The following is a 16,303-nucleotide window of genomic DNA, read 5'->3' as shown; positions in this document are numbered from 1 at the left end:
CCACCCCAGATACTTAAGCATCTTCTTAAGTTTTAGGCCGGCGATGTCCTTCACCCTCTACTACCACCCGCTGTCTTCTTTCTGCTGGAAAGTGCTGATCGCACTTTATGAAGCCGGCATCGCTTTCGAGCCGCGGCTGGTGAACCTCGGCGACCCGGCCGACCGTGCCGCCTTCCAGGCGGTCTGGCCGCTGGCGAAGTTCCCCGTGCTGCGCGATGACGCGCGAGGCAAGACGATCCCGGAGTCGAGCATCATCATCGACTACCTGGCGCGCACCGAGCCCCGCGCTGCTTCCCTGCTTCCAGGCGATCCCGAGTTGGCGATGCAGACCCGCTTGAAAGATCGACTCATCGACAACTACATCCACGCACCGTTCCAGCAGGTGGTGGCCGAACGGCTGCGCCCGGATGGACAGCATGATCCTTTCGGCACCGAACAGGCGCGTCGCCAGATCCGATCGGGCTATGACCTCGTCGCCCCCATGATCAGCGGTTCCTGGGCCATGGGCGAATCCTTCACCCTGGCCGACTGCGCGGCCTTGCCGGCGCTGTTCTACGCCGACCACGCCGTCCGCTTGAGCGAATGGCCCGAACTCGCGGCTTATCTCCTTCGCCTGAAGGCACGCCCCAGCGTGGCCCGCGTGCTGGCCGAGGCCGAACCCTACTTCCAGTATTTCCCCTTGAGGAATGGCTGATGCCACATGCGACCGCCAATCTCGACCTGACGTTCCAGGCGCTCGCGGATCCGACGCGGCGCGGCATCGTGGAGCGCTTGTCGCGCGGCCAGGCCACTGTCAGTGAGATCGCCGAACCCTACGCGATGTCGCTGCCGGCCATCGTCCAGCACCTGGCAGTGCTGGAGGCCAGTGGCCTGGTGCGCTCCGAAAAGATCGGGCGGGTGCGCACCTGCCGCATAGATACCGCCACGCTCAGTCTTGCCGAGCAGTGGTTCAACCGGCGCCGGGCGGAGTGGGACCAGGGTCTCGACCGCCTCGGCGAACACCTCAAGCGCTTTCCAGACGGAGAACCCAAATGACCCCTCAGACCGAACCGACCCGCAGCGTGTCCCACGGCGTCTTCACCATCGAACGCACCTATGCGGACGTGAGGCCGCAGCGGGTGTTCGACGCCTTCGCGAGCATCGAGGGCAAGAACGGCTGGTTCACGGCACCCAACGACAACTGGAAGATCGTCGAGCGGACCATGGATTTCAGGGTCGGCGGCCGCGAGCGGCTGAAGGGCCAATGGAAATCCGGCATGGTGACCGAGTTCGAAGCGACCTACTTCGACATCATTCCCGGTGAACGGATCGTCTATGCCTACGAGATGCACCTGGACGCACGCAAGATCTCGATCTCGCTGGCCACCCTCGAGTTCAAGGCATCGGGCACAGGGACCCGGCTGATCATGACGGAACAGGGCGCATTCCTCGATGGCTTCGATGACAACGGCAGCCGGGAACGCGGCAGCCGCGAGATCATCGACAAGCTCACTGCGTATCTGCAGCACTGACGGAAGGCGATGCCTGAGTTCAAACTCGAGGTAAGCATCGTTAGATCGTCCTGCAGATCGAACTCTTGGAATGTGCAGTGTGGCGCTCAACCAGCGTACGCACGAAGTCGACCTCGCCATCCTCGAACTGCAGTTGACGAAAGCGCCGAGCTGCTCGGTGCAGTCCTGCGTCAAGTCCGCCGCCGTGTCGCTCAAGCGAGGTGTGACGACGCCGATGTCGGTAACACCGGCGGCCGGCGATCCTGAATTCATGCCCACAACGCTCGCCGATGCACGGACAAAGATTCGGCCAGCTTCGCCACATTTCGCCATATCTGTTTTGGAGGCAGGTGCGCGCGTGAGGCCGTCTCCTCCACGGCCATCACCATGATCGGCACGGGTGCCTCGTCAAGCAAATGCATCAGGTGCGGGGCAAATGGAGGCGGCACATCACCGCTTGCCAGGACCTGTTCGAGCGCCTCGGGGGCCAGTTCGCGCGCATAGCTGACGCTGGCCGTCTTGGCGGCCACCCACAGGCCGCGCTTCTTGCGCCGCGCCAGCGTATCTGGTTTGGGGGTGTCCAAACCCAGCACCGCCATCACCTGCCCTACACGATTGACGCCCAGATCGCTCAGAGCACCGTTTTCCAAGCCGATCACGGTCTGACGAGACAAGCCACTCAGGCGTGCCAACTGCACCTGGGACAGGCCCAGTTCCGTACGTCGCACCCGCACGGCATGGCCGATGTCGATGAGGTTCACGGAAAGTCGCAGCCGAAAGGATGTCAAAAATATTTGACATACTATGCTGATCCACACCCTCCTGCAACGACGGGCTGCTGTGTCTTCGCCCTGCACGGCAACGCCTTGACCTCACATCATGAAGCAGCGCCCCCGTAGGAACAGATCAACCGGCACGCTGCCGCTGGCTGGATGCGCGGCGGGAGCGGTGCCGTCGCCCTTTCATCGCACCACTTGCGCAACGGAGCACGCCGCGCGATAACCGCGGGCCACAGCGGCCACCGGAGACGCTGGACAATCTACGCCGCCCGGGCCCGCGGGTCACGGTCGAGCGCCACGGCGACGCCCTTCGTTCACTTCCAGTTCTTCCCCATCCAGGTGCGCACATTGGCCCAATCGGGCGAGGTCTCGATGTAGTTCTGCGTCGCACTCACCAACTCGCCCACGTTCTTATAGTCGTCCAGGCCGAAGGGCTGGGCCAGTGGCACGTTGGCGCGCATGTAGTTGCCGCCGAGCAGTTGCGCAGCCTGGTGCGCCGCGAGTTCCGCGGTGGCATCCATCGTGAGGTTGAGCAGTGCCGTGGCCGGGACCACGCCATTGCTGAACGGCCACAGCCAATGCGTGACGCCCCAGTCCAGAGGGTTGGACACGGCGCTGGTCGGCACGCCCACCGGATTGACGCCGGTGCCCAGCGACAGCATCACGATGTCCGATGTGGCACTCGCATAGCCTTGGTAGATCGCCTCCACGATCGCGGTCATCGAGGGGTTGTTGGCGAAGGTGCCGCCGTCGGCGAAGTAGCCCAGATCGCCCACCTGGTATGGCGGGAAGTACGTCGGCGCGGAACCGGGTGATCCAGCGGCCGTGAGCCGCTGCCTGGCATGGCGAATGGATGTATCGGGTCCCGGGCCTCCTCTTCATCTGCAACACTCCTTCCGACCATGCGGCGGTGGTGTGTTGCAGCGACCGGTTGAATCTCCAGGGCTCTTGAGGGAACGCGGCCTATGTAGTCAGCGATGCGTCGCCCCCAGGTTGCATGCCGGGCGCGGGGACGAGCGGACTGCAGTTGGGCATCTCGCACAATTCCTGAGAGAGGCTTGGGCACCCGGCAGCGCTTGGAAAAGCCGCGTGAGCGTGGCACGCCGAGACGGTCGCCGAGCCTCGAGCTCGCCAGGCCCCGTCTGCCACCGGCGCTATTCGCTCAGTTGAACTTGGAGGACGGATTCCTCGCTACTCTTTCTCGAGCGGGAAGCTTCGATCCGCGAGTCCGGAGGGCCATCGCCGGCGCGCACCACTGCCTTCGATTCCAGCTCCGGCATCATGCCGGCCACAAAGTCGATGAACGCCCTGACCTTGGCGGGAACGTGGCTTCGGCTGGGATAGTAGGCATACAGAGGGTACGTCTCGTCAGGCCAGTCCGTCAGGATCGGCACCAGCGTACCCGCGCGCAGGTGCGCGTCGATCCCAAGGTCGATGACCTGAGCGATCCCGTAGCCTGCAAGACAGGCTCCAATCTTGGTTCCGGCGTCCGTGACCGTGAGGCTGCCACCAACGGCCACCTTCACCTTCTCATCGCCCCGCCAGAACTCCCAGTCGAACGGCCTTCCGGTTGCCGGGTCGATGGCATGGATGCATTCATGGCCATCCTCGACCAGATCCTTAGGCGATCCTGGCCGACCGCGTTGCGCCAGGTAGGAAGGCGCCGCCACCGTCAGGACCCGCGGACTGTAGAGCCTGCGACAGACCAAAGTTGAAATGGAGGGCTGTCCGAATCGGATGGCGAGATCGAATCCTTCACTCACCAGGTCCGGAAAGTCGCTCCTGGTCTCCAGCTTCAGTTGAAGTGCGGGATGGGCCCTCAGGAACTGAGCCAGCTCCGGTGCCAGCACAAGGCGGGCGAACACCGCATCGCACGCCACGCGCAGCGTCCCTTGGACGACCGTGGTGTGCGCCGAGATGCCAGCGCTCGCCTCTTCGATGCCCTGCAGCAGCGGAAGCACCGTGGACAACAACTCGTGCCCCGCGTCCGTCACCTCCACGCGTCGGCTCGTGCGGTGCACGAGCTTGGCGCGCAGGCGGTCCTCCAAGCGTTGGACGGCGCGGCTCACCGCGGGCTGCGTCTTGCCCAGGCGCGATGCGGCACGGCCAAAGCTCTGGGATTCGGCCACGGCTGCAAGCGCAATCAGGCCGCTGACAAGGCCCGCGTCGAGGTCGTCCATGATCTATGTGTTCCGGTAATGGCAGCGATAACCGCTTCGCCGTAGCCGAGGGAGAGGCGATCTTTCACTATACGCATCTTTCAAATGCAAAAGGAAAGCTCGCCATGACCCAAACCCAAGCCGTCGTCGCCTTGATCGATGACTATTTCAACCTGGCCTATGAACCGAAGAGCCGCGACTTCGACAAGGTCTTCCATCCGAGCTGTCTGGTGCAGTGGCTTCATGAAGGCCAGTTGCAGACGCTGACATCGCCGGACTACGCGGAACTCGTTCACGCAAGGCCGAGTCCGCGATCGATGGGTGCGCCCCGAGACGAGGCGATTCTCTCCCTGGAGAACCTCTCGTACAGCCTTTCAACCGCAACGGTGAGAGTGCGGATCGGGCCGAAGCTGTTCAACGATCATTTCGTCCTGCACAAGGTCCAGGGAAGCTGGTTGATCACGAACAAGTCGTCCGTCGTGGTGCACTTGTTCGATTGAACATGAGCGCAGCGCCGCCTGCCGGCGCCCGTGTGCCAATCTCCGAGCGACCAGGGATTCGAAAGGATCCGACCCGTCCCTGCCGCCATCTCGGAAGACAGAACAGAGGGGGCGCATCAATGACATGGAGGTCGAGCACCTGCATGGCGACAGCAGCACGCATCGCGACCTAGGCACCGTCGTCGCCGACCAGCTCCACCGAACGAAACACCCGCCGCAACTGCGGATCATCGGAGGCGAGGCAGGCGCGCGTCTGCGCCATGAAGTGTTCGAGAAAGCGCGATGCGGCATGCGGCAGTGCTTCATTGGCGCGGCGAACGATGCCGACACGGCTCGCGTGGAATCGCTCGCGCAGTGGCAGCGGCACCAGGCCGCTTCGCAGGCTTTCCACCAGCGGCCACGGGCATAGACTCAGCATGTCGGTCTGCTGCACGAGCGCCAGCGACAAGGCAGCCGAATGAGCCAGGTGGATGCGATGGTGCGGCGCCTCGAGGCCGTGCTGGCCAAAGAGGTTGTCCATCAGGGCGGCCCGCTCGGTGGGTGCAAAGTTCAGTATCCAGTCCTGATCAAGCAGTTCGGCCATGGTCCGGGCGCCAGCGCGCGGGTGGCCGTCGCGGGCCACCACCGTCGTGTCGTATGTGAAGTGGGCCGTCGCCTGCAGGCCCTCCATCGCTTCGGGTGGAGCGATGCGCCCGATCATCAGGTCCAGAGCGCCCTCGCGCAGCATGGGATAGCTCAAGCGCGAGAAGCCGTCGAAGAACTCCAGCTGCACGTGCGGCAGTTCGGCGCGAAACGGTGGCAGCACGCGCGCGAGCAACGTCTGGGCGATCCACGCCGTGACACCGATGGCAAGCCGTTGCGTCGATGCACCGTCGCGATGGCGCGCCAGTGCGTCTTCGGCCTGGCGAAGCTGCGTCATCACACGTTGCGCATGCTCCAGCAGTTCCTGGCCGGCGGACGTGAGTGCAATGCCTGCGCTGCCGCGCGTGAGCAGTGCGACGCGGGATTCGGCTTCGAGCTCGCGCAGGCCCTGCGTGACGGTGGACTGCGTGACGCCGAGCGATCGTGCCGCAGCGCGGATGCTGCCGTCGGCTGCGATGGCCACGAGATAGCGCAGCTGGTGCAGTTTCATCGCGGCATTATCCGCGGCAGACAGACGGACAGACAGGCACAGCCGCGCAGCGCACAGCCCTGCCTGTCTGCCGGCCGGCGCAGCCGCTGCCTAGACTGGCCGCATGACAGACAAGACCGAACACCCGGCCCCCTATCCCGCCCAAACCGACCACGTGCTGCCGGCAGTACGCAGCATCGCAGCAGAGATGATCCAGGTGCGCCGGCACCTGCACGCGCACCCGGAACTTGCGTATCAGGAATTCGAGACCAGCGACCTGGTCGCTGCGCGTCTGGCCGAATGGGGCTACGAAGTCCACCGCGGCCTGGCCGGCACTGGCGTCGTCGGCACGCTCAAGCTGGGTCAGGGCACGCGCCGGCTGGGCATCCGCGCAGACATGGACGCCCTGCCGATCCACGAAACAACAGGGCTGCCCTACGCGAGCCAGCACGCCGGGCGCATGCACGCCTGCGGTCACGACGGGCATACGGCCATCCTGCTGGCATCGGCGCGCGTGCTCGCGCAGGAGCGCGGCTTCGACGGCACCTTGCACCTGATCTTCCAGCCTGCCGAGGAGGGCCTGGGCGGCGCGCGCCGCATGGTTGAAGAGGGCCTGTTCGAGCGCTTCCCCTGCGACGCCGTCTTCGCGCTGCACAACATGCCGGGGTTCCCCGCGGGCCGCTTCGGCTTTCGCGAAGGGCAGTTCACGGCATCGTCGGATTCGGTGACGATCAAGGTCCTCGGCCGCGGCGGGCATGGCTCGACGCCGCACCTGGTGGCTGACCCCATCGTCGCGGCGGCGTACATCGTCATCGCGTTGCAGACCATCGTCTCGCGCAACGTCGATCCGCGCGACACGGCGGTGGTCTCGGTCGGCGCCATCCACGGCGGCGACGCGCCCAACGTCATTCCAGCAACCGTGACCCTGCGCCTGACGGTGCGCGCCTACCGGCCGGAAACCCGTGCCATGCTGCGCGAGCGCATCACCGAACTGGTGCAGGCGCAGGCCGCAACGCTGGGCGTGCGCGCCGAAGTCGACTACCACTGGCGCTATCCCGCCGTGATCAACGACGTCGAGGCCACGCGCCTGGCGCGCGAGGTGGCGCGCGAATGGCTGGGCGAAGAAGGCATCGTTCAGGACCTGCAGCCCGTGACCGGCAGCGAGGATTTCTCCTTCATGCTCGAGCGCTGCCCCGGCAGTTACCTCATCGTCGGCAACGGCGAGGGCGACACGCACGGCACCGGCGGCTGCCAGGTGCACAACCCCGGCTATGACTTCAACGATGCGATCCTGCCCGTCGCAGCCAGCTACTGGGTGCGCCTCGCGCGGCGCTTCCTCGTCCCGCAGGGCTGAGCGTTCCCCCCAACCATCTCGCTTCGAGGTCATCATGCGCTTCCATCCCCCTACGCTGCTGACCCGCCGCCAGGTCGTCGCCAGCCTCGGCGCTGCCAGCGTCGGCTTGGCCGTCCCGTCGTTCGGCCAAGCCTATCCCGCCCATGCCATCAAGCTCGTGGTCGGCTACGCGGCGGGCGGCTCGGTTGACGTGATCGGTCGCATCGTCGCCGACCTGATGGCCGCGAAGCTCGGATCGGCGGTGATCGTGGAGAACCAGGCTGGCGCGGCAGGCGCCATCGGCGCACTGCGCGTCGCCCGCAGTCCCGCAGACGGCTACACGCTGCTGATGGGCAGCAGCAACGAGCTCGCCGCCACCATCACGGTGAACCCGGTGCAGAAATACGATCCGCGCAAGGACTTCACGCCGATCGCGCTGATCGCGACCGCGCCGGTGCTGCTGGTGGCCAGCGCGGCCACCCAGGTGAAGAACCTCGACCAATTCCTCGAACGCGTGAAGAAGAATCCGGGCAAGTGCAGCTACGGCACCTCCGGTGTGGGTTCGCTGCAGCACTTCGTCGGCGAACTCATCAAGCAACGCGCGCAGGTGGCCTTCATCCACGCCCCTTATCGCAGCGGCGGCGCGCTGGTGAGCGACGTCATCGGCGGCGCGGTCGATTTCGCGGGTCTGTCGCCCACCATCGCCGCCCCCTTCCTGCAGGATGGACGCATGGTCGCTCTGGGCGTGAGTTCCGCATCCCGCTGGCCCGGCCTGCCGCAGGTGCCGTCGCTCGGCGAGCACCCGCTCCTCCAAGGCTTCGACCTTTCCGGCTGGTTCGGACTCGTCGGCCCGCACAACATGCCGTCCGGCGTCGTGCAGCACCTGCGTGCACAGTTGCAGGCCGGGTTGCAGGATCCGGTGGTGCGCCGGCGACTGCAGGAAAACGGCGCGCTTCCCGCGGCGGGCGCCGAGGACATGGTGCGCCTGATCGAGCAGGACGTGGCACGCTATGGGACGCTGGTGAAGTTCGCGAACATCCGCGAGTGAGCACCGCGCCCCACCCATGCAGCAACCCGATACCGGTGACTTCAACAACTGGTGGCGGCAGAAAACCTCAGGGTTCCGCCGCAACGTCCCGGTCATCTCCCATGCCGTGGTAGCCGCCCTGGAACAGGATCGTCACGTGGCGCGGATTTCCCACGCGATAGACCTTGGCAAAGATGAGGGTGGCCACCATGCCCGCGCCGCAGCCGAACCTCAGCTTCCAGGCCAACTCTGGTGCAGGAGGGACTGAAGCACTTGCAAGCTGCGCGAGGCTCGCATTGCGGCGATGAAGGACCGACAGGTCCGCTGTTCGACAAGCAAAGCAAGCAGCGCTTCAGCGTGCTATATGTGGCCGTCGTGCCGGCCAATGAGCGGCGGGGACCACGTCACACCGGCACCTGCGGCAGCACGCTCGCGCCTTCCCCCGGCCGCCAGCCGAGCATGGCGCGGCACGCTGGTATGCGGCGACTTCAGTGGCTACAAGGCGTACTTCGAGCTCGGCGTCAGCCGAGAACTCATTTCTCAAGTCGAAAGCCTCTCACCTTGAGGGCCGCGCGGCTTCAGGACTGGGTCCCGTCCAACGGCACTCCGCGGTCGGAAAGAATCATCATCAGCCCCGCGGCCACCGTGATAGCGATGTCTGCGACATTGCCGACGAAGAAATTCCCGTAGGCAATGAAGTCGATCACGTGGCCCCTACCGAAGCCGGGGTCGCGCATCAGCCTGTCGATCAGATTCCCAAGCGTGCCGCCGAGCAGCAAACCGAGCGTCATCGTCCACCAGGTGCTGCTCAGACGGCGGGAGAAACGGACGATGAGGACGGTTGCCGCGACGGCAATCACGGTGAGCAGCCAAGTGCTCCCGCTGCCCAGGCCAAGGACGGCGCCGGGGTTCAACAGCAGTTGGATGCCTAGTGCGTTGCCCAGGACTGGGTGCTGCACCCCTTGCTCCAGACCGGAGAGCGCACATGCTTTGGTGACCTGATCGACCATCAACACGATCAACGCAAGGGAAGTCAGCAAGCCAAGCCGGGACCGACGCGCCGGAACGGATTTGCGTACGGCGGAGGTCTCGGACGTGATTGGCCTGAGGCGCTGGTTGCTCGACATCGAACAAGTTTACCCCGCGTCAGTCGCCGCATAGGCAGCTCGTGACCTTGGGCTCCGCAGCGGGTTTTGGTCTTGCCTCCCAATGCGTGAATCAGCCCGGGACCTGGCGGGCGCCATGCTGGCCGAGCCCAGAAGCCGATCAAGATGGATTCGCCGGACACATGCTTTTCGGCGATGACGTCATGATCTTTTCCGAGAAGCACATTGCGTTCCAAGACAAGGATCTGAAGATCGCTTGGCCGCGGTGATTCAGGCGCGCCGTGACCGAGTCGGCGAAGCAGTTGCATGGCGCTATGAGCTGGCTTGGGCACTGCCCCGACCGCATCTTTCTAGACGCTGCTTGCAAGCGGCCGTCGACGGCGATCAGCCACGCCTGAGTCGCGCGTTCCGCGACCGCCTGCGGCAGCATCGAAGTTGTTGAAAGACGCTTGCACCACGGTACCTATCCTCTCAAACCAAGTGCGCGCAACCAAGCATCGACCTGACCGAAAGCATCCTGCTGCCACTGCTCGGGGCTGCGTTCACCGAGCACTTTCGTTTCCTCGACAAAGCGACGCACACAGGTCGGTCCAAAACCATCGACCGTGTCGAACTTGCCGGCAATGAATTCGTAGCCTGCGGCGCCACTGGCATGGTCAAGCAGCGGCCGGCACTCCTCAGCCAGCACCTCCGGCCCTCCAGGATAGTTCCGGACACAGTAGTAGATGTCGTAGGCATCTTTCTGCTTGTAGCGCCCCTCGATCGCATGCCCCTTCATGGCCAGAAGAGCCGGTATCGAACTAACTGCGATCTCGACGCGGTTCGTACCACCGGTGGGCATCGAGCCAGTGATCGCTACCAGTTGATAGAAGCGAAGGGCCAGATCAGCGCCGTCTGCTCGTTGCACCGCGAAGTCGGTGATCAGCGGCGGCACGTTCTTGATGATCTCGGCATTGCGAGGCATCAGAAAGTCGACAACGATGTCGATCGGAGCACCGCCATCTTCAGTCGCGATCTGGCGCACGAGCTGAAAACGCCGAAGGTCATGACGCTGCTGGTAGCCGTGCCCCTGCAGAGCCTCGACCAGCGTGGCGTATTCGCCGTCACCCAAGGCCTCAGCATCTAGCCCGAGATCCACATCGAGCGTGCCGACGTGCGGCATGTCCTCATTGCCAAGCAGCAGCCACGGTACGGCACCGCCGACGATGGCGAACTTGCCCTTGAAACTTCCGAGGATCTGGCCGATTTCGAGCAACACCGTTTTGACTGCCGCCGTCGTGCGATCGTCGTAGTCGGCGGCGGACTGTGGCTCGCCTGGGGTCACTTCTGCCATTTCAACCTTTCTTGTCGTAGATGGTCGGCCGCCTCCCGCCCCCGCTCGCCGGCTGCTGCGAGATCCAGGTAGGTCTGGACGGGACTGGTGCAGGTGACGCCAGGTGCCGGCTCCACCGTATCGCGGAATACACCGAGGTCTTTGAGCAAGGTCACCGTCACGTTCTCGCCCTTCGAGGCGGAAGACAGCTTCAGGCCCGAGCGCAGATGTTCCAGGCCCGCATCGTCCGCATAGAAGTACTGCGTGCCGGTGCGGCCATACGGAGCAAGCCAGTGCGCCGCCGAGAAGGACGCCATTGCCAAAAGTCCCGTTGCATGCTGCGAACTCATCACTCGCCGCGCAGCCTCCTCGAACGAACTGCCGTGCAACGTCGTGTAGAAACTCATACGCCGGCCGACTGGCGGCTCGTAGGCGTCGCGCCATTCATCGAGAAGCACGTCGGGCTCGGACAGGTACAGGCCTTCGCTGGAGACTTGCGCCCACTCGCGGTCCAACAAGCCAACGCGCACATTGCTCACATGCCCCAGACTGACCTCGGCGGCCTCTGCAAGCTCCGTAACGCGCCATGCACGCTGCGGATCTCGAAGCATCACGCGCAACACCTGGGCGGACTTCGGCTTGAAAAGCGACCTGAGTTCACGCCGCTCCACAGCAGGCTTGCTCGCTACCTGGCGCTCGATGAAAACGCTGTCGAGCGCCAACCTCGCGTTACCTTCCAGGTCAAGGTAGCCCACCTCGTGCTCGCGACACAGTGCCTGGGCCTCAGGCGACAGGTAGGGTGCGATGAAGACGGGCACGGCATCCTTTGCTTGATTCATCACGTAGTCGCGCAGCTGCAGCAGCGCGAGGCGGACGTGGCGCGGCTGGCCAGTGGACTTCACTTCGCAGACCAACGCCTGTCGCCTGCCGTACACCTCGAAGTGCGCCACGATATCGACCCCGTGATCGGGGCTCAGCGCTTCGTGCTCGATGGCCAGAAGCTGGATGGCTGGCACTTGCTCTAGGAGCAGGCGAAGGGCAGCAGCAGCAGCCTGGCGCTCGACATTTTTCACCGAATCATCGATTTTCAGCATCTGCTGAAAATACCATTTTTGATGAAATTATCAAGGGAATTTCACCAAAAATCCCGCTTCCAGCAACCGCTGAAATGCGGCAAACTGGTGAAATTGCGGCAAATCAAAGGACAGAACGCATCGACGCCGGACCAGCTCCTCGAGCTAGTCAGGATCGATCGTGCGCCAGTGCCGCTTCAGCTGCAGCGCGCAGTAGTAGATCCAAAGGTCGGGAGATCTCGCCGTCCATGGCGAAATAGTACTGTATATTTAAACAGTTCTGTGTGACGTTTACATCCTCTACGAGTCCAGTGAACTGCGGCCCGACGCCGAGGTGAAGGCGCATCCAGCCCGCGGGTGGCTCTGTTACGTGACGCCGGCCGCAGCTATCTGCCGGCCTAGGTGAGGTACCGGACCACCAACCGGGTCACTTCGTCGATGAAGGGTCCCCCTGTCACCCGCAAGAAGCTCCGGTCGATGCAGCACCGCGCCGTGCGCCAGGGTTTCCACGCTCGACACGCAGACGAAGGTGGCCAGCCCCAGGTCCAGGTCGCGGTGCAGCTCGCCGCGATGCGCCTCAAGGAAGGCCCGCACCAGCTCGCCGGCCCTGCGCTCGAACCCCTCGACCTCGGCCAGCCGGCCCGTGCAGAGGATGACATTGGCTCCGAGGGAAATTCCAGGATTGCCAGCGATGAGACAGCAACTCTTCGGTGCGTTGACTCCAGGGGAATGCCAAGGCATTCCTGCTGAAGAATGGCTAAAATGGCTAATCACTCTCACCCGAGTCCAATCATGCAAGTCAGTGCCACCGATGCCAAGAACCGCTTCGGCTACTACCTGGGTCAAGCCGAGCGCGAGCCCGTGCAGGTCATGAAGAACGACCGCGTCGCAGTTGTGATGGTCTCGGCAGCCCGTTACGCCGAGCTCGAGGCACTCGAACGGACGAAGACGCTCGGCCAGCGCAAGCGCGAATTCAACGAAACCTATGCGGAGTGGATTGCAGCCCAGAACGAGCTTGTCGAGCGCGTGGGTGTTTTCGGCGAGGACTACCGTCCCTGGTGATTGCACGATGGCCCAGTTCGATGTCTATGCCAACCCGTCCAAGACCCAGCGCGGCGAGATTCCCTGGATGGTGGACATCCAGAGCGAGATCCTCGACAAGCTCCCGACCCGCCTCGTGATGCCGTTGGCACTGCGTGCCCACATGCCGGCGGCGATGCCGCGGTCCCTCTGTCCGACCATCGGCTGGAACGGAGCGATGCTGGTGGCATTGCCCCATCTGGCTGCACCCTTTCGGGTCAAGGATCTGGGCTCTGTCCAGGGCAACCTGCGATCTCAAGCCAGCGACTTCGTGGCCGCGCTCGATGCAGTGATTAGCGGAATCTGAGTCGAGCCTTCGGCAGGGGGTGCGGACGAAAACTTGGACTGTTTGATGCCGCCCCCGCCGGGTCAGGATTCCATGGAAATCAACAGGATGAGCGTTATGAGGCCCTCCGCGCAACCGTCGCGGTGGTCGTAGCTTGCGGCCCAGCGACCCATGGCCCAAGGCGCCAACCTGTATTGCGACAATTCCCCGATGAGCCAGACCGATTTCTTCTCAGAACGCACCACCCTCTACACGCCAGCCTGGTACAGCGACAAGACGCGTGAAGAACGTGAGCTGCCGCTGAGCCCGGCCGACTACAAGGTCTCGCCCGGCCTCGCCGGCGAGCGGTGGACCGTCATCTCGCTGAAGGACGGCACCACCGTTTACAGCGGCATCGGGCCGGTTGAGATCCTGCGCCGATCGAAAGCTTCATCCACTTGATCCGGGAGATCGGCGCAGCCTCCTGAGGTGCTCCATGCCAGCCGATGTGATCGAGTAGACGATGGCCGAATGAACAGAGCCTGCACCAGTGGCGCGACGCAGCCGCGCTTCGATCAGCAGTGCTGCTCGAAGTACCTCTACCTTACGAACCTCATCTGGATCCGTGACGGTCAGCGGCAAGCTCGATTTTTCAAGGCGCTGGAGGTAGTTGAGCGGCATGACAGACCGAAGCGGGAACTGATTGATTGAATCTCACTGACTTTCCATGCTGCCAATGTCGGAGAAATCCCGAGCCCTTTGCGGGATGGGGCATGTTTCCCACATGGCGTGTGCATCGAGATCGCAAACGCATCACCAGAGGTGATGGTGGGCGGATAAAAACTTGGACTGGTTTTCATGCCGCCCCCGCCGGGGTCAGGATCCATGGAAATCGACACGGCTACGGCGCACCACCGCGATTACACAGCCCTCAAGGCCTGCTACGGGCACATGGCGAGCCGAGCTGAGCGGGACGCTGCCCACTCGCGAGAACGCCACAGGGCGAGACGCCCGGATCGGACGGGTCAGGAGCAACTGGTTTCCTGGATGCCACAGAGGCGATCCACCCAGACGCGAAAACGGCCCGGCGGCAGGCCCGCGCGCGCAGCAGGTTCGACCTTCAGCGTGGCGCGATCCTGGGCGGGGAAGCGCTGATCCGCGAACTCGACTTGCGCCCATTCGCCCTGGCAGTCGCTCAGGCGGGCGGCTTCGATGAAGCTGTCGCCATCGAAGGTTTCGCCGTCGCCCACGCGCAGGTGGACCGCGGCGGCACGCGCCGGTCGCGCGCGGCCCGCATCCGCCTGGGACTTCACGGTGAGCTTGCTGCCGCTGACCCATCCCCTGCCGCTGTACATCGGCCGCGCCGGACGACCGGTGAGATCGGCGTTGTCCTTGGCGTTGCGAATCAGGAACCAGCCGTCGCGCACGCCGATGACCTCGACCTCGACGCGAACACCGTAGTTCATCGCAGGCTCGACGAAGGTCGGCGGGAGCCTGCCCAAGACCCTGGCCGCAGTGCTCGGCGCCTCGCGGACGTTGAGCCCGGCCGGGTCGGTCTCGGCGACGAAGGCACCGAAGCTGCAGGATCTGGCCGGTGTCACCACCGGCGACGCCGGGCGCGAAGCACCGTCGGCGGGACCCGCGGCCTTCGCGCCGCTGGCGAGCGCGGCCAGACAGGCAGTGATGGCGATCAGGATCGCCCTGTGGAGGTGGAAATCAGCAGCCATCGGTAGCCATCGAGAGAATGTGGTGGAGTGCCGGCCTCTTCTACACCTTCTGCACCATCAGCCGGCCCGGCGACGTGCAACCAGCGGCACCAGACAGGCCACGGCAAGCAATACCGCCCACGTCGCCAGGTAGCACCAGTCCGCAGGCCCCGAATGGCCGACGGACTCCCAGCCCGTGGTGGCCTCCCACCATGACCAGAAGGGATACAGGACGAGTGTGAGGACCGGACCGGCTGGCACCACCCAGGCAAGGGTGATCAGCAGCCGCAGCACGGGGTGGCGTTGCGCGGGTGGGGTCGGCGAAGGATCGGAAGGGCGCGGCATGGTCCATTCTGTTCGGCCTGCAGCATTTCCGGAAGGGTCGGCAGCCCTCGAGTGGCCCCACAACGGCGCTGCGGCAAGCACCTGATGGCGGCTGTTATCGTCTGCCGGCCGCAAGCGCCCCCAGCGGTGGCGGCTCTTGCCCCGCGACGCCGGTCGACTCCTCCCCTCTTCTCCCAGCGATACATGTTTGCACTGATCAGCCTGACCATCGACCGCGCCCGGAAGGAGCGCTTGCCCCAGGTCGCCGGAAGCCTTGCGTTCACCACCTTGCTCTCGATCGTGCCCCTGTTCGCGACGAGCTTTGCGCTCTTCACGCGATTCCCGGTCTTCTCGCGGTTCCAGGACGCGCTTCAGGAGTTCTTGCTGAGGAGGCTTCTTCCCACGGACATCGCGCGCACGGTGCTGAAGTACCTGAACCATTTCGCCGCGAATGCAAGCGGCATGACCTGGGTGGGCTCGCTCTTCCTGCTGGGCACCGCCATCGCGATGCTGCTGACGGTGGAGAACGCGCTGAACCAGATGTGGAAGGTGCGCAGGAACCGGCCCTTCTTCAAAAGGGTCGGCCTGTACCTGCTGATGCTGGCGATCGGCCCGCCCGCTCTGGGCTTGAGCCTGTGGGCGACGTCGTACCTGCTGGGCATTTCCATGGGCCTGATCGGCGCGCTGCCGCCGTCGCTCGCGTTCGTGCTCGACCTCGGGCCGTTCCTGCTGGGCGTCGCGATGCTGACCAGCATGTTCTACCTCGTGCCGAACACCAAGGTCCGGTTGCGCGATGCCTTCACGGGCGGCTTGATCGCCAGCATGGTTTTCGAACTCGGCAAGCGGGGCTTCACCGCCTACCTGGTCAAGATCCCGACATACAAGGCCCTGTATGGAGCCTTCGCGGTTCTTCCCATGTTCCTGCTGTGGGTGTACTTCTCGTGGCTGGTCACCCTGGTCGCGGCCATGGTGACGGCCAACCTGGCGCTCAACCGCCGGCAAGCGGCAGGCAAACCTGCCCGGGCGTGAACTCGGCCG

Annotated in this window: 22 protein-coding genes; 10 read left to right on the top strand and 12 right to left on the bottom strand. The window is 64.3% G+C overall.

Annotated elements, in window-relative coordinates:
- Positions 1-43 precede the first annotated feature (43 nt).
- Genes ABL838_RS32340 through ABL838_RS32330 form a run of 3 tightly spaced genes read left to right on the top strand, consistent with a single transcriptional unit; the run spans position 44 to position 1,511 of the window.
- Positions 44-694, top strand: coding sequence for a glutathione S-transferase family protein (locus ABL838_RS32340; RefSeq protein WP_418126367.1), 651 nt, complete (start codon positions 44-46; stop codon positions 692-694).
- Positions 694-1,035 (top strand): ArsR/SmtB family transcription factor, encoded by a 342-nt coding sequence (locus ABL838_RS32335; protein WP_418126365.1) that lies wholly within the window; start codon positions 694-696, stop codon positions 1,033-1,035. The genes ABL838_RS32340 and ABL838_RS32335 overlap by 1 nt, the downstream gene beginning before the upstream one ends.
- Positions 1,032-1,511 (top strand): SRPBCC family protein, encoded by a 480-nt coding sequence (locus ABL838_RS32330; RefSeq protein WP_418126363.1) that lies wholly within the window; start codon positions 1,032-1,034, stop codon positions 1,509-1,511. Before ABL838_RS32335 ends, ABL838_RS32330 begins: the two co-directional genes overlap by 4 nt.
- 248 nt (positions 1,512-1,759) lie before the next feature.
- Here ABL838_RS32330 and ABL838_RS32325 read toward each other — a convergent pair whose 3' ends face one another.
- From ABL838_RS32325 to ABL838_RS32315, 3 genes are all read right to left on the bottom strand, one after another.
- The gene (locus tag ABL838_RS32325; RefSeq protein ID WP_418126361.1) at positions 1,760-2,251 is read right to left on the bottom strand and encodes a helix-turn-helix domain-containing protein; all 492 of its coding nucleotides are present in this window, start codon (positions 2,249-2,251) and stop codon (positions 1,760-1,762) included.
- 332 nt (positions 2,252-2,583) lie between these two features.
- Positions 2,584-3,045, bottom strand: coding sequence for a hypothetical protein (locus tag ABL838_RS32320; RefSeq protein WP_418126359.1), 462 nt, complete (start codon positions 3,043-3,045; stop codon positions 2,584-2,586).
- A gap of 378 nt (positions 3,046-3,423) precedes the next feature.
- Positions 3,424-4,449, bottom strand: coding sequence for a LysR family transcriptional regulator (locus tag ABL838_RS32315; protein ID WP_418126357.1), 1,026 nt, complete (start codon positions 4,447-4,449; stop codon positions 3,424-3,426).
- A gap of 104 nt (positions 4,450-4,553) precedes the next feature.
- Here ABL838_RS32315 and ABL838_RS32310 point away from each other — a divergent pair, with 104 nt between their 5' ends.
- Positions 4,554-4,928, top strand: a complete 375-nt coding sequence (locus tag ABL838_RS32310) for a nuclear transport factor 2 family protein (protein WP_418126355.1) — start codon at positions 4,554-4,556, stop codon at positions 4,926-4,928.
- 169 nt (positions 4,929-5,097) lie between these two features.
- Here ABL838_RS32310 and ABL838_RS32305 read toward each other — a convergent pair whose 3' ends face one another.
- Entirely contained in the window at positions 5,098-6,060 is a 963-nt protein-coding gene (locus tag ABL838_RS32305; RefSeq protein WP_418126353.1) for a LysR family transcriptional regulator, read from the bottom strand.
- Between the two features lie 103 nt (positions 6,061-6,163).
- Between ABL838_RS32305 and ABL838_RS32300 the strand changes: the two genes are divergently transcribed.
- A complete protein-coding gene (locus tag ABL838_RS32300) occupies positions 6,164-7,393 on the top strand; it encodes a M20 aminoacylase family protein (RefSeq protein WP_418126351.1) in 1,230 nt (409 codons plus the stop codon).
- Positions 7,394-7,427: 34 nt separating this feature from the next.
- Positions 7,428-8,420, top strand: a complete 993-nt coding sequence (locus ABL838_RS32295; protein WP_418126349.1) for a Bug family tripartite tricarboxylate transporter substrate binding protein — start codon at positions 7,428-7,430, stop codon at positions 8,418-8,420.
- 67 nt (positions 8,421-8,487) lie between these two features.
- Here the strand turns inward: ABL838_RS32295 and ABL838_RS32290 are convergent, their stop codons facing one another.
- The 5 genes from ABL838_RS32290 to ABL838_RS32270 all read right to left on the bottom strand — a co-directional run bounded on the left by ABL838_RS32290 (position 8,488) and on the right by ABL838_RS32270 (position 12,631).
- Positions 8,488-8,646: a hypothetical protein gene (locus tag ABL838_RS32290; RefSeq protein ID WP_418126348.1), complete on the bottom strand. Its 159-nt coding sequence runs from the start codon at positions 8,644-8,646 to the stop codon at positions 8,488-8,490.
- A gap of 331 nt (positions 8,647-8,977) precedes the next feature.
- A complete protein-coding gene (locus ABL838_RS32285) occupies positions 8,978-9,526 on the bottom strand; it encodes a signal peptidase II (RefSeq protein ID WP_418126346.1) in 549 nt (182 codons plus the stop codon).
- 442 nt (positions 9,527-9,968) lie between these two features.
- A complete protein-coding gene (locus ABL838_RS32280) occupies positions 9,969-10,838 on the bottom strand; it encodes a hypothetical protein (protein ID WP_418126344.1) in 870 nt (289 codons plus the stop codon).
- Positions 10,826-11,911 (bottom strand): type IV toxin-antitoxin system AbiEi family antitoxin, encoded by a 1,086-nt coding sequence (locus ABL838_RS32275; protein WP_418126343.1) that lies wholly within the window; start codon positions 11,909-11,911, stop codon positions 10,826-10,828. Before ABL838_RS32275 ends, ABL838_RS32280 begins: the two co-directional genes overlap by 13 nt.
- 345 nt (positions 11,912-12,256) lie before the next feature.
- The gene (locus ABL838_RS32270) at positions 12,257-12,631 is read right to left on the bottom strand and encodes a hypothetical protein (protein ID WP_418126341.1); all 375 of its coding nucleotides are present in this window, start codon (positions 12,629-12,631) and stop codon (positions 12,257-12,259) included.
- 51 nt (positions 12,632-12,682) lie between these two features.
- Here ABL838_RS32270 and ABL838_RS32265 point away from each other — a divergent pair, with 51 nt between their 5' ends.
- From ABL838_RS32265 to ABL838_RS32255, 3 genes are all read left to right on the top strand, one after another.
- Positions 12,683-12,952 (top strand): type II toxin-antitoxin system prevent-host-death family antitoxin, encoded by a 270-nt coding sequence (locus tag ABL838_RS32265; protein ID WP_418126340.1) that lies wholly within the window; start codon positions 12,683-12,685, stop codon positions 12,950-12,952.
- Positions 12,953-12,959: 7 nt separating this feature from the next.
- A complete protein-coding gene (locus tag ABL838_RS32260) occupies positions 12,960-13,277 on the top strand; it encodes a CcdB family protein (protein ID WP_184642815.1) in 318 nt (105 codons plus the stop codon).
- 189 nt (positions 13,278-13,466) lie between these two features.
- Positions 13,467-13,697, top strand: a complete 231-nt coding sequence (locus tag ABL838_RS32255; protein ID WP_418126338.1) for a hypothetical protein — start codon at positions 13,467-13,469, stop codon at positions 13,695-13,697.
- Here ABL838_RS32255 and ABL838_RS32250 read toward each other — a convergent pair.
- From ABL838_RS32250 to ABL838_RS32240, 3 genes are all read right to left on the bottom strand, one after another.
- The gene (locus tag ABL838_RS32250) at positions 13,686-13,916 is read right to left on the bottom strand and encodes a hypothetical protein (protein WP_184642813.1); all 231 of its coding nucleotides are present in this window, start codon (positions 13,914-13,916) and stop codon (positions 13,686-13,688) included. The genes ABL838_RS32255 and ABL838_RS32250 overlap by 12 nt on opposite strands.
- A gap of 344 nt (positions 13,917-14,260) precedes the next feature.
- Positions 14,261-14,962 (bottom strand): SH3 domain-containing protein, encoded by a 702-nt coding sequence (locus ABL838_RS32245; RefSeq protein ID WP_418126337.1) that lies wholly within the window; start codon positions 14,960-14,962, stop codon positions 14,261-14,263.
- Positions 14,963-15,019: 57 nt separating this feature from the next.
- A complete protein-coding gene (locus ABL838_RS32240) occupies positions 15,020-15,286 on the bottom strand; it encodes a hypothetical protein (RefSeq protein ID WP_418126335.1) in 267 nt (88 codons plus the stop codon).
- Positions 15,287-15,370: 84 nt separating this feature from the next.
- Here ABL838_RS32240 and ABL838_RS32235 point away from each other — a divergent pair, with 84 nt between their 5' ends.
- Positions 15,371-16,294, top strand: coding sequence for a YihY family inner membrane protein (locus ABL838_RS32235; RefSeq protein ID WP_418126333.1), 924 nt, complete (start codon positions 15,371-15,373; stop codon positions 16,292-16,294).
- The last annotated feature ends 9 nt before the right edge of the window (positions 16,295-16,303 follow it).

Source organism: Variovorax sp. 160MFSha2.1 (assembly GCF_048305075.1).
In the GTDB taxonomy this organism is placed as follows: domain Bacteria; phylum Pseudomonadota; class Gammaproteobacteria; order Burkholderiales; family Burkholderiaceae_C; genus Variovorax; species Variovorax guangxiensis.
The sequence above is the reverse complement of the archived record's forward strand: the minus strand, read 5'-3'. Positions and strand labels throughout refer to the sequence as shown.

Coding starts and splice junctions, on each gene's coding strand:
- ABL838_RS32340 (WP_418126367.1), top strand. CDS start 44: ATGTCCTTCACCCTCTACTACCACCCGCTGTCTTCTTTCTGCTGGAAA.
- ABL838_RS32335 (WP_418126365.1), top strand. CDS start 694: ATGCCACATGCGACCGCCAATCTCGACCTGACGTTCCAGGCGCTCGCG.
- ABL838_RS32330 (WP_418126363.1), top strand. CDS start 1,032: ATGACCCCTCAGACCGAACCGACCCGCAGCGTGTCCCACGGCGTCTTC.
- ABL838_RS32315 (WP_418126357.1), bottom strand. CDS start 4,449: ATGGACGACCTCGACGCGGGCCTTGTCAGCGGCCTGATTGCGCTTGCA.
- ABL838_RS32310 (WP_418126355.1), top strand. CDS start 4,554: ATGACCCAAACCCAAGCCGTCGTCGCCTTGATCGATGACTATTTCAAC.
- ABL838_RS32305 (WP_418126353.1), bottom strand. CDS start 6,060: ATGAAACTGCACCAGCTGCGCTATCTCGTGGCCATCGCAGCCGACGGC.
- ABL838_RS32300 (WP_418126351.1), top strand. CDS start 6,164: ATGACAGACAAGACCGAACACCCGGCCCCCTATCCCGCCCAAACCGAC.
- ABL838_RS32295 (WP_418126349.1), top strand. CDS start 7,428: ATGCGCTTCCATCCCCCTACGCTGCTGACCCGCCGCCAGGTCGTCGCC.
- ABL838_RS32285 (WP_418126346.1), bottom strand. CDS start 9,526: ATGTCGAGCAACCAGCGCCTCAGGCCAATCACGTCCGAGACCTCCGCC.
- ABL838_RS32280 (WP_418126344.1), bottom strand. CDS start 10,838: ATGGCAGAAGTGACCCCAGGCGAGCCACAGTCCGCCGCCGACTACGAC.
- ABL838_RS32275 (WP_418126343.1), bottom strand. CDS start 11,911: ATGCTGAAAATCGATGATTCGGTGAAAAATGTCGAGCGCCAGGCTGCT.
- ABL838_RS32270 (WP_418126341.1), bottom strand. CDS start 12,631: ATGCCTTGGCATTCCCCTGGAGTCAACGCACCGAAGAGTTGCTGTCTC.
- ABL838_RS32265 (WP_418126340.1), top strand. CDS start 12,683: ATGCAAGTCAGTGCCACCGATGCCAAGAACCGCTTCGGCTACTACCTG.
- ABL838_RS32260 (WP_184642815.1), top strand. CDS start 12,960: ATGGCCCAGTTCGATGTCTATGCCAACCCGTCCAAGACCCAGCGCGGC.
- ABL838_RS32255 (WP_418126338.1), top strand. CDS start 13,467: ATGAGCCAGACCGATTTCTTCTCAGAACGCACCACCCTCTACACGCCA.
- ABL838_RS32250 (WP_184642813.1), bottom strand. CDS start 13,916: ATGCCGCTCAACTACCTCCAGCGCCTTGAAAAATCGAGCTTGCCGCTG.
- ABL838_RS32245 (WP_418126337.1), bottom strand. CDS start 14,962: ATGGCTGCTGATTTCCACCTCCACAGGGCGATCCTGATCGCCATCACT.
- ABL838_RS32240 (WP_418126335.1), bottom strand. CDS start 15,286: ATGCCGCGCCCTTCCGATCCTTCGCCGACCCCACCCGCGCAACGCCAC.
- ABL838_RS32235 (WP_418126333.1), top strand. CDS start 15,371: ATGGCGGCTGTTATCGTCTGCCGGCCGCAAGCGCCCCCAGCGGTGGCG.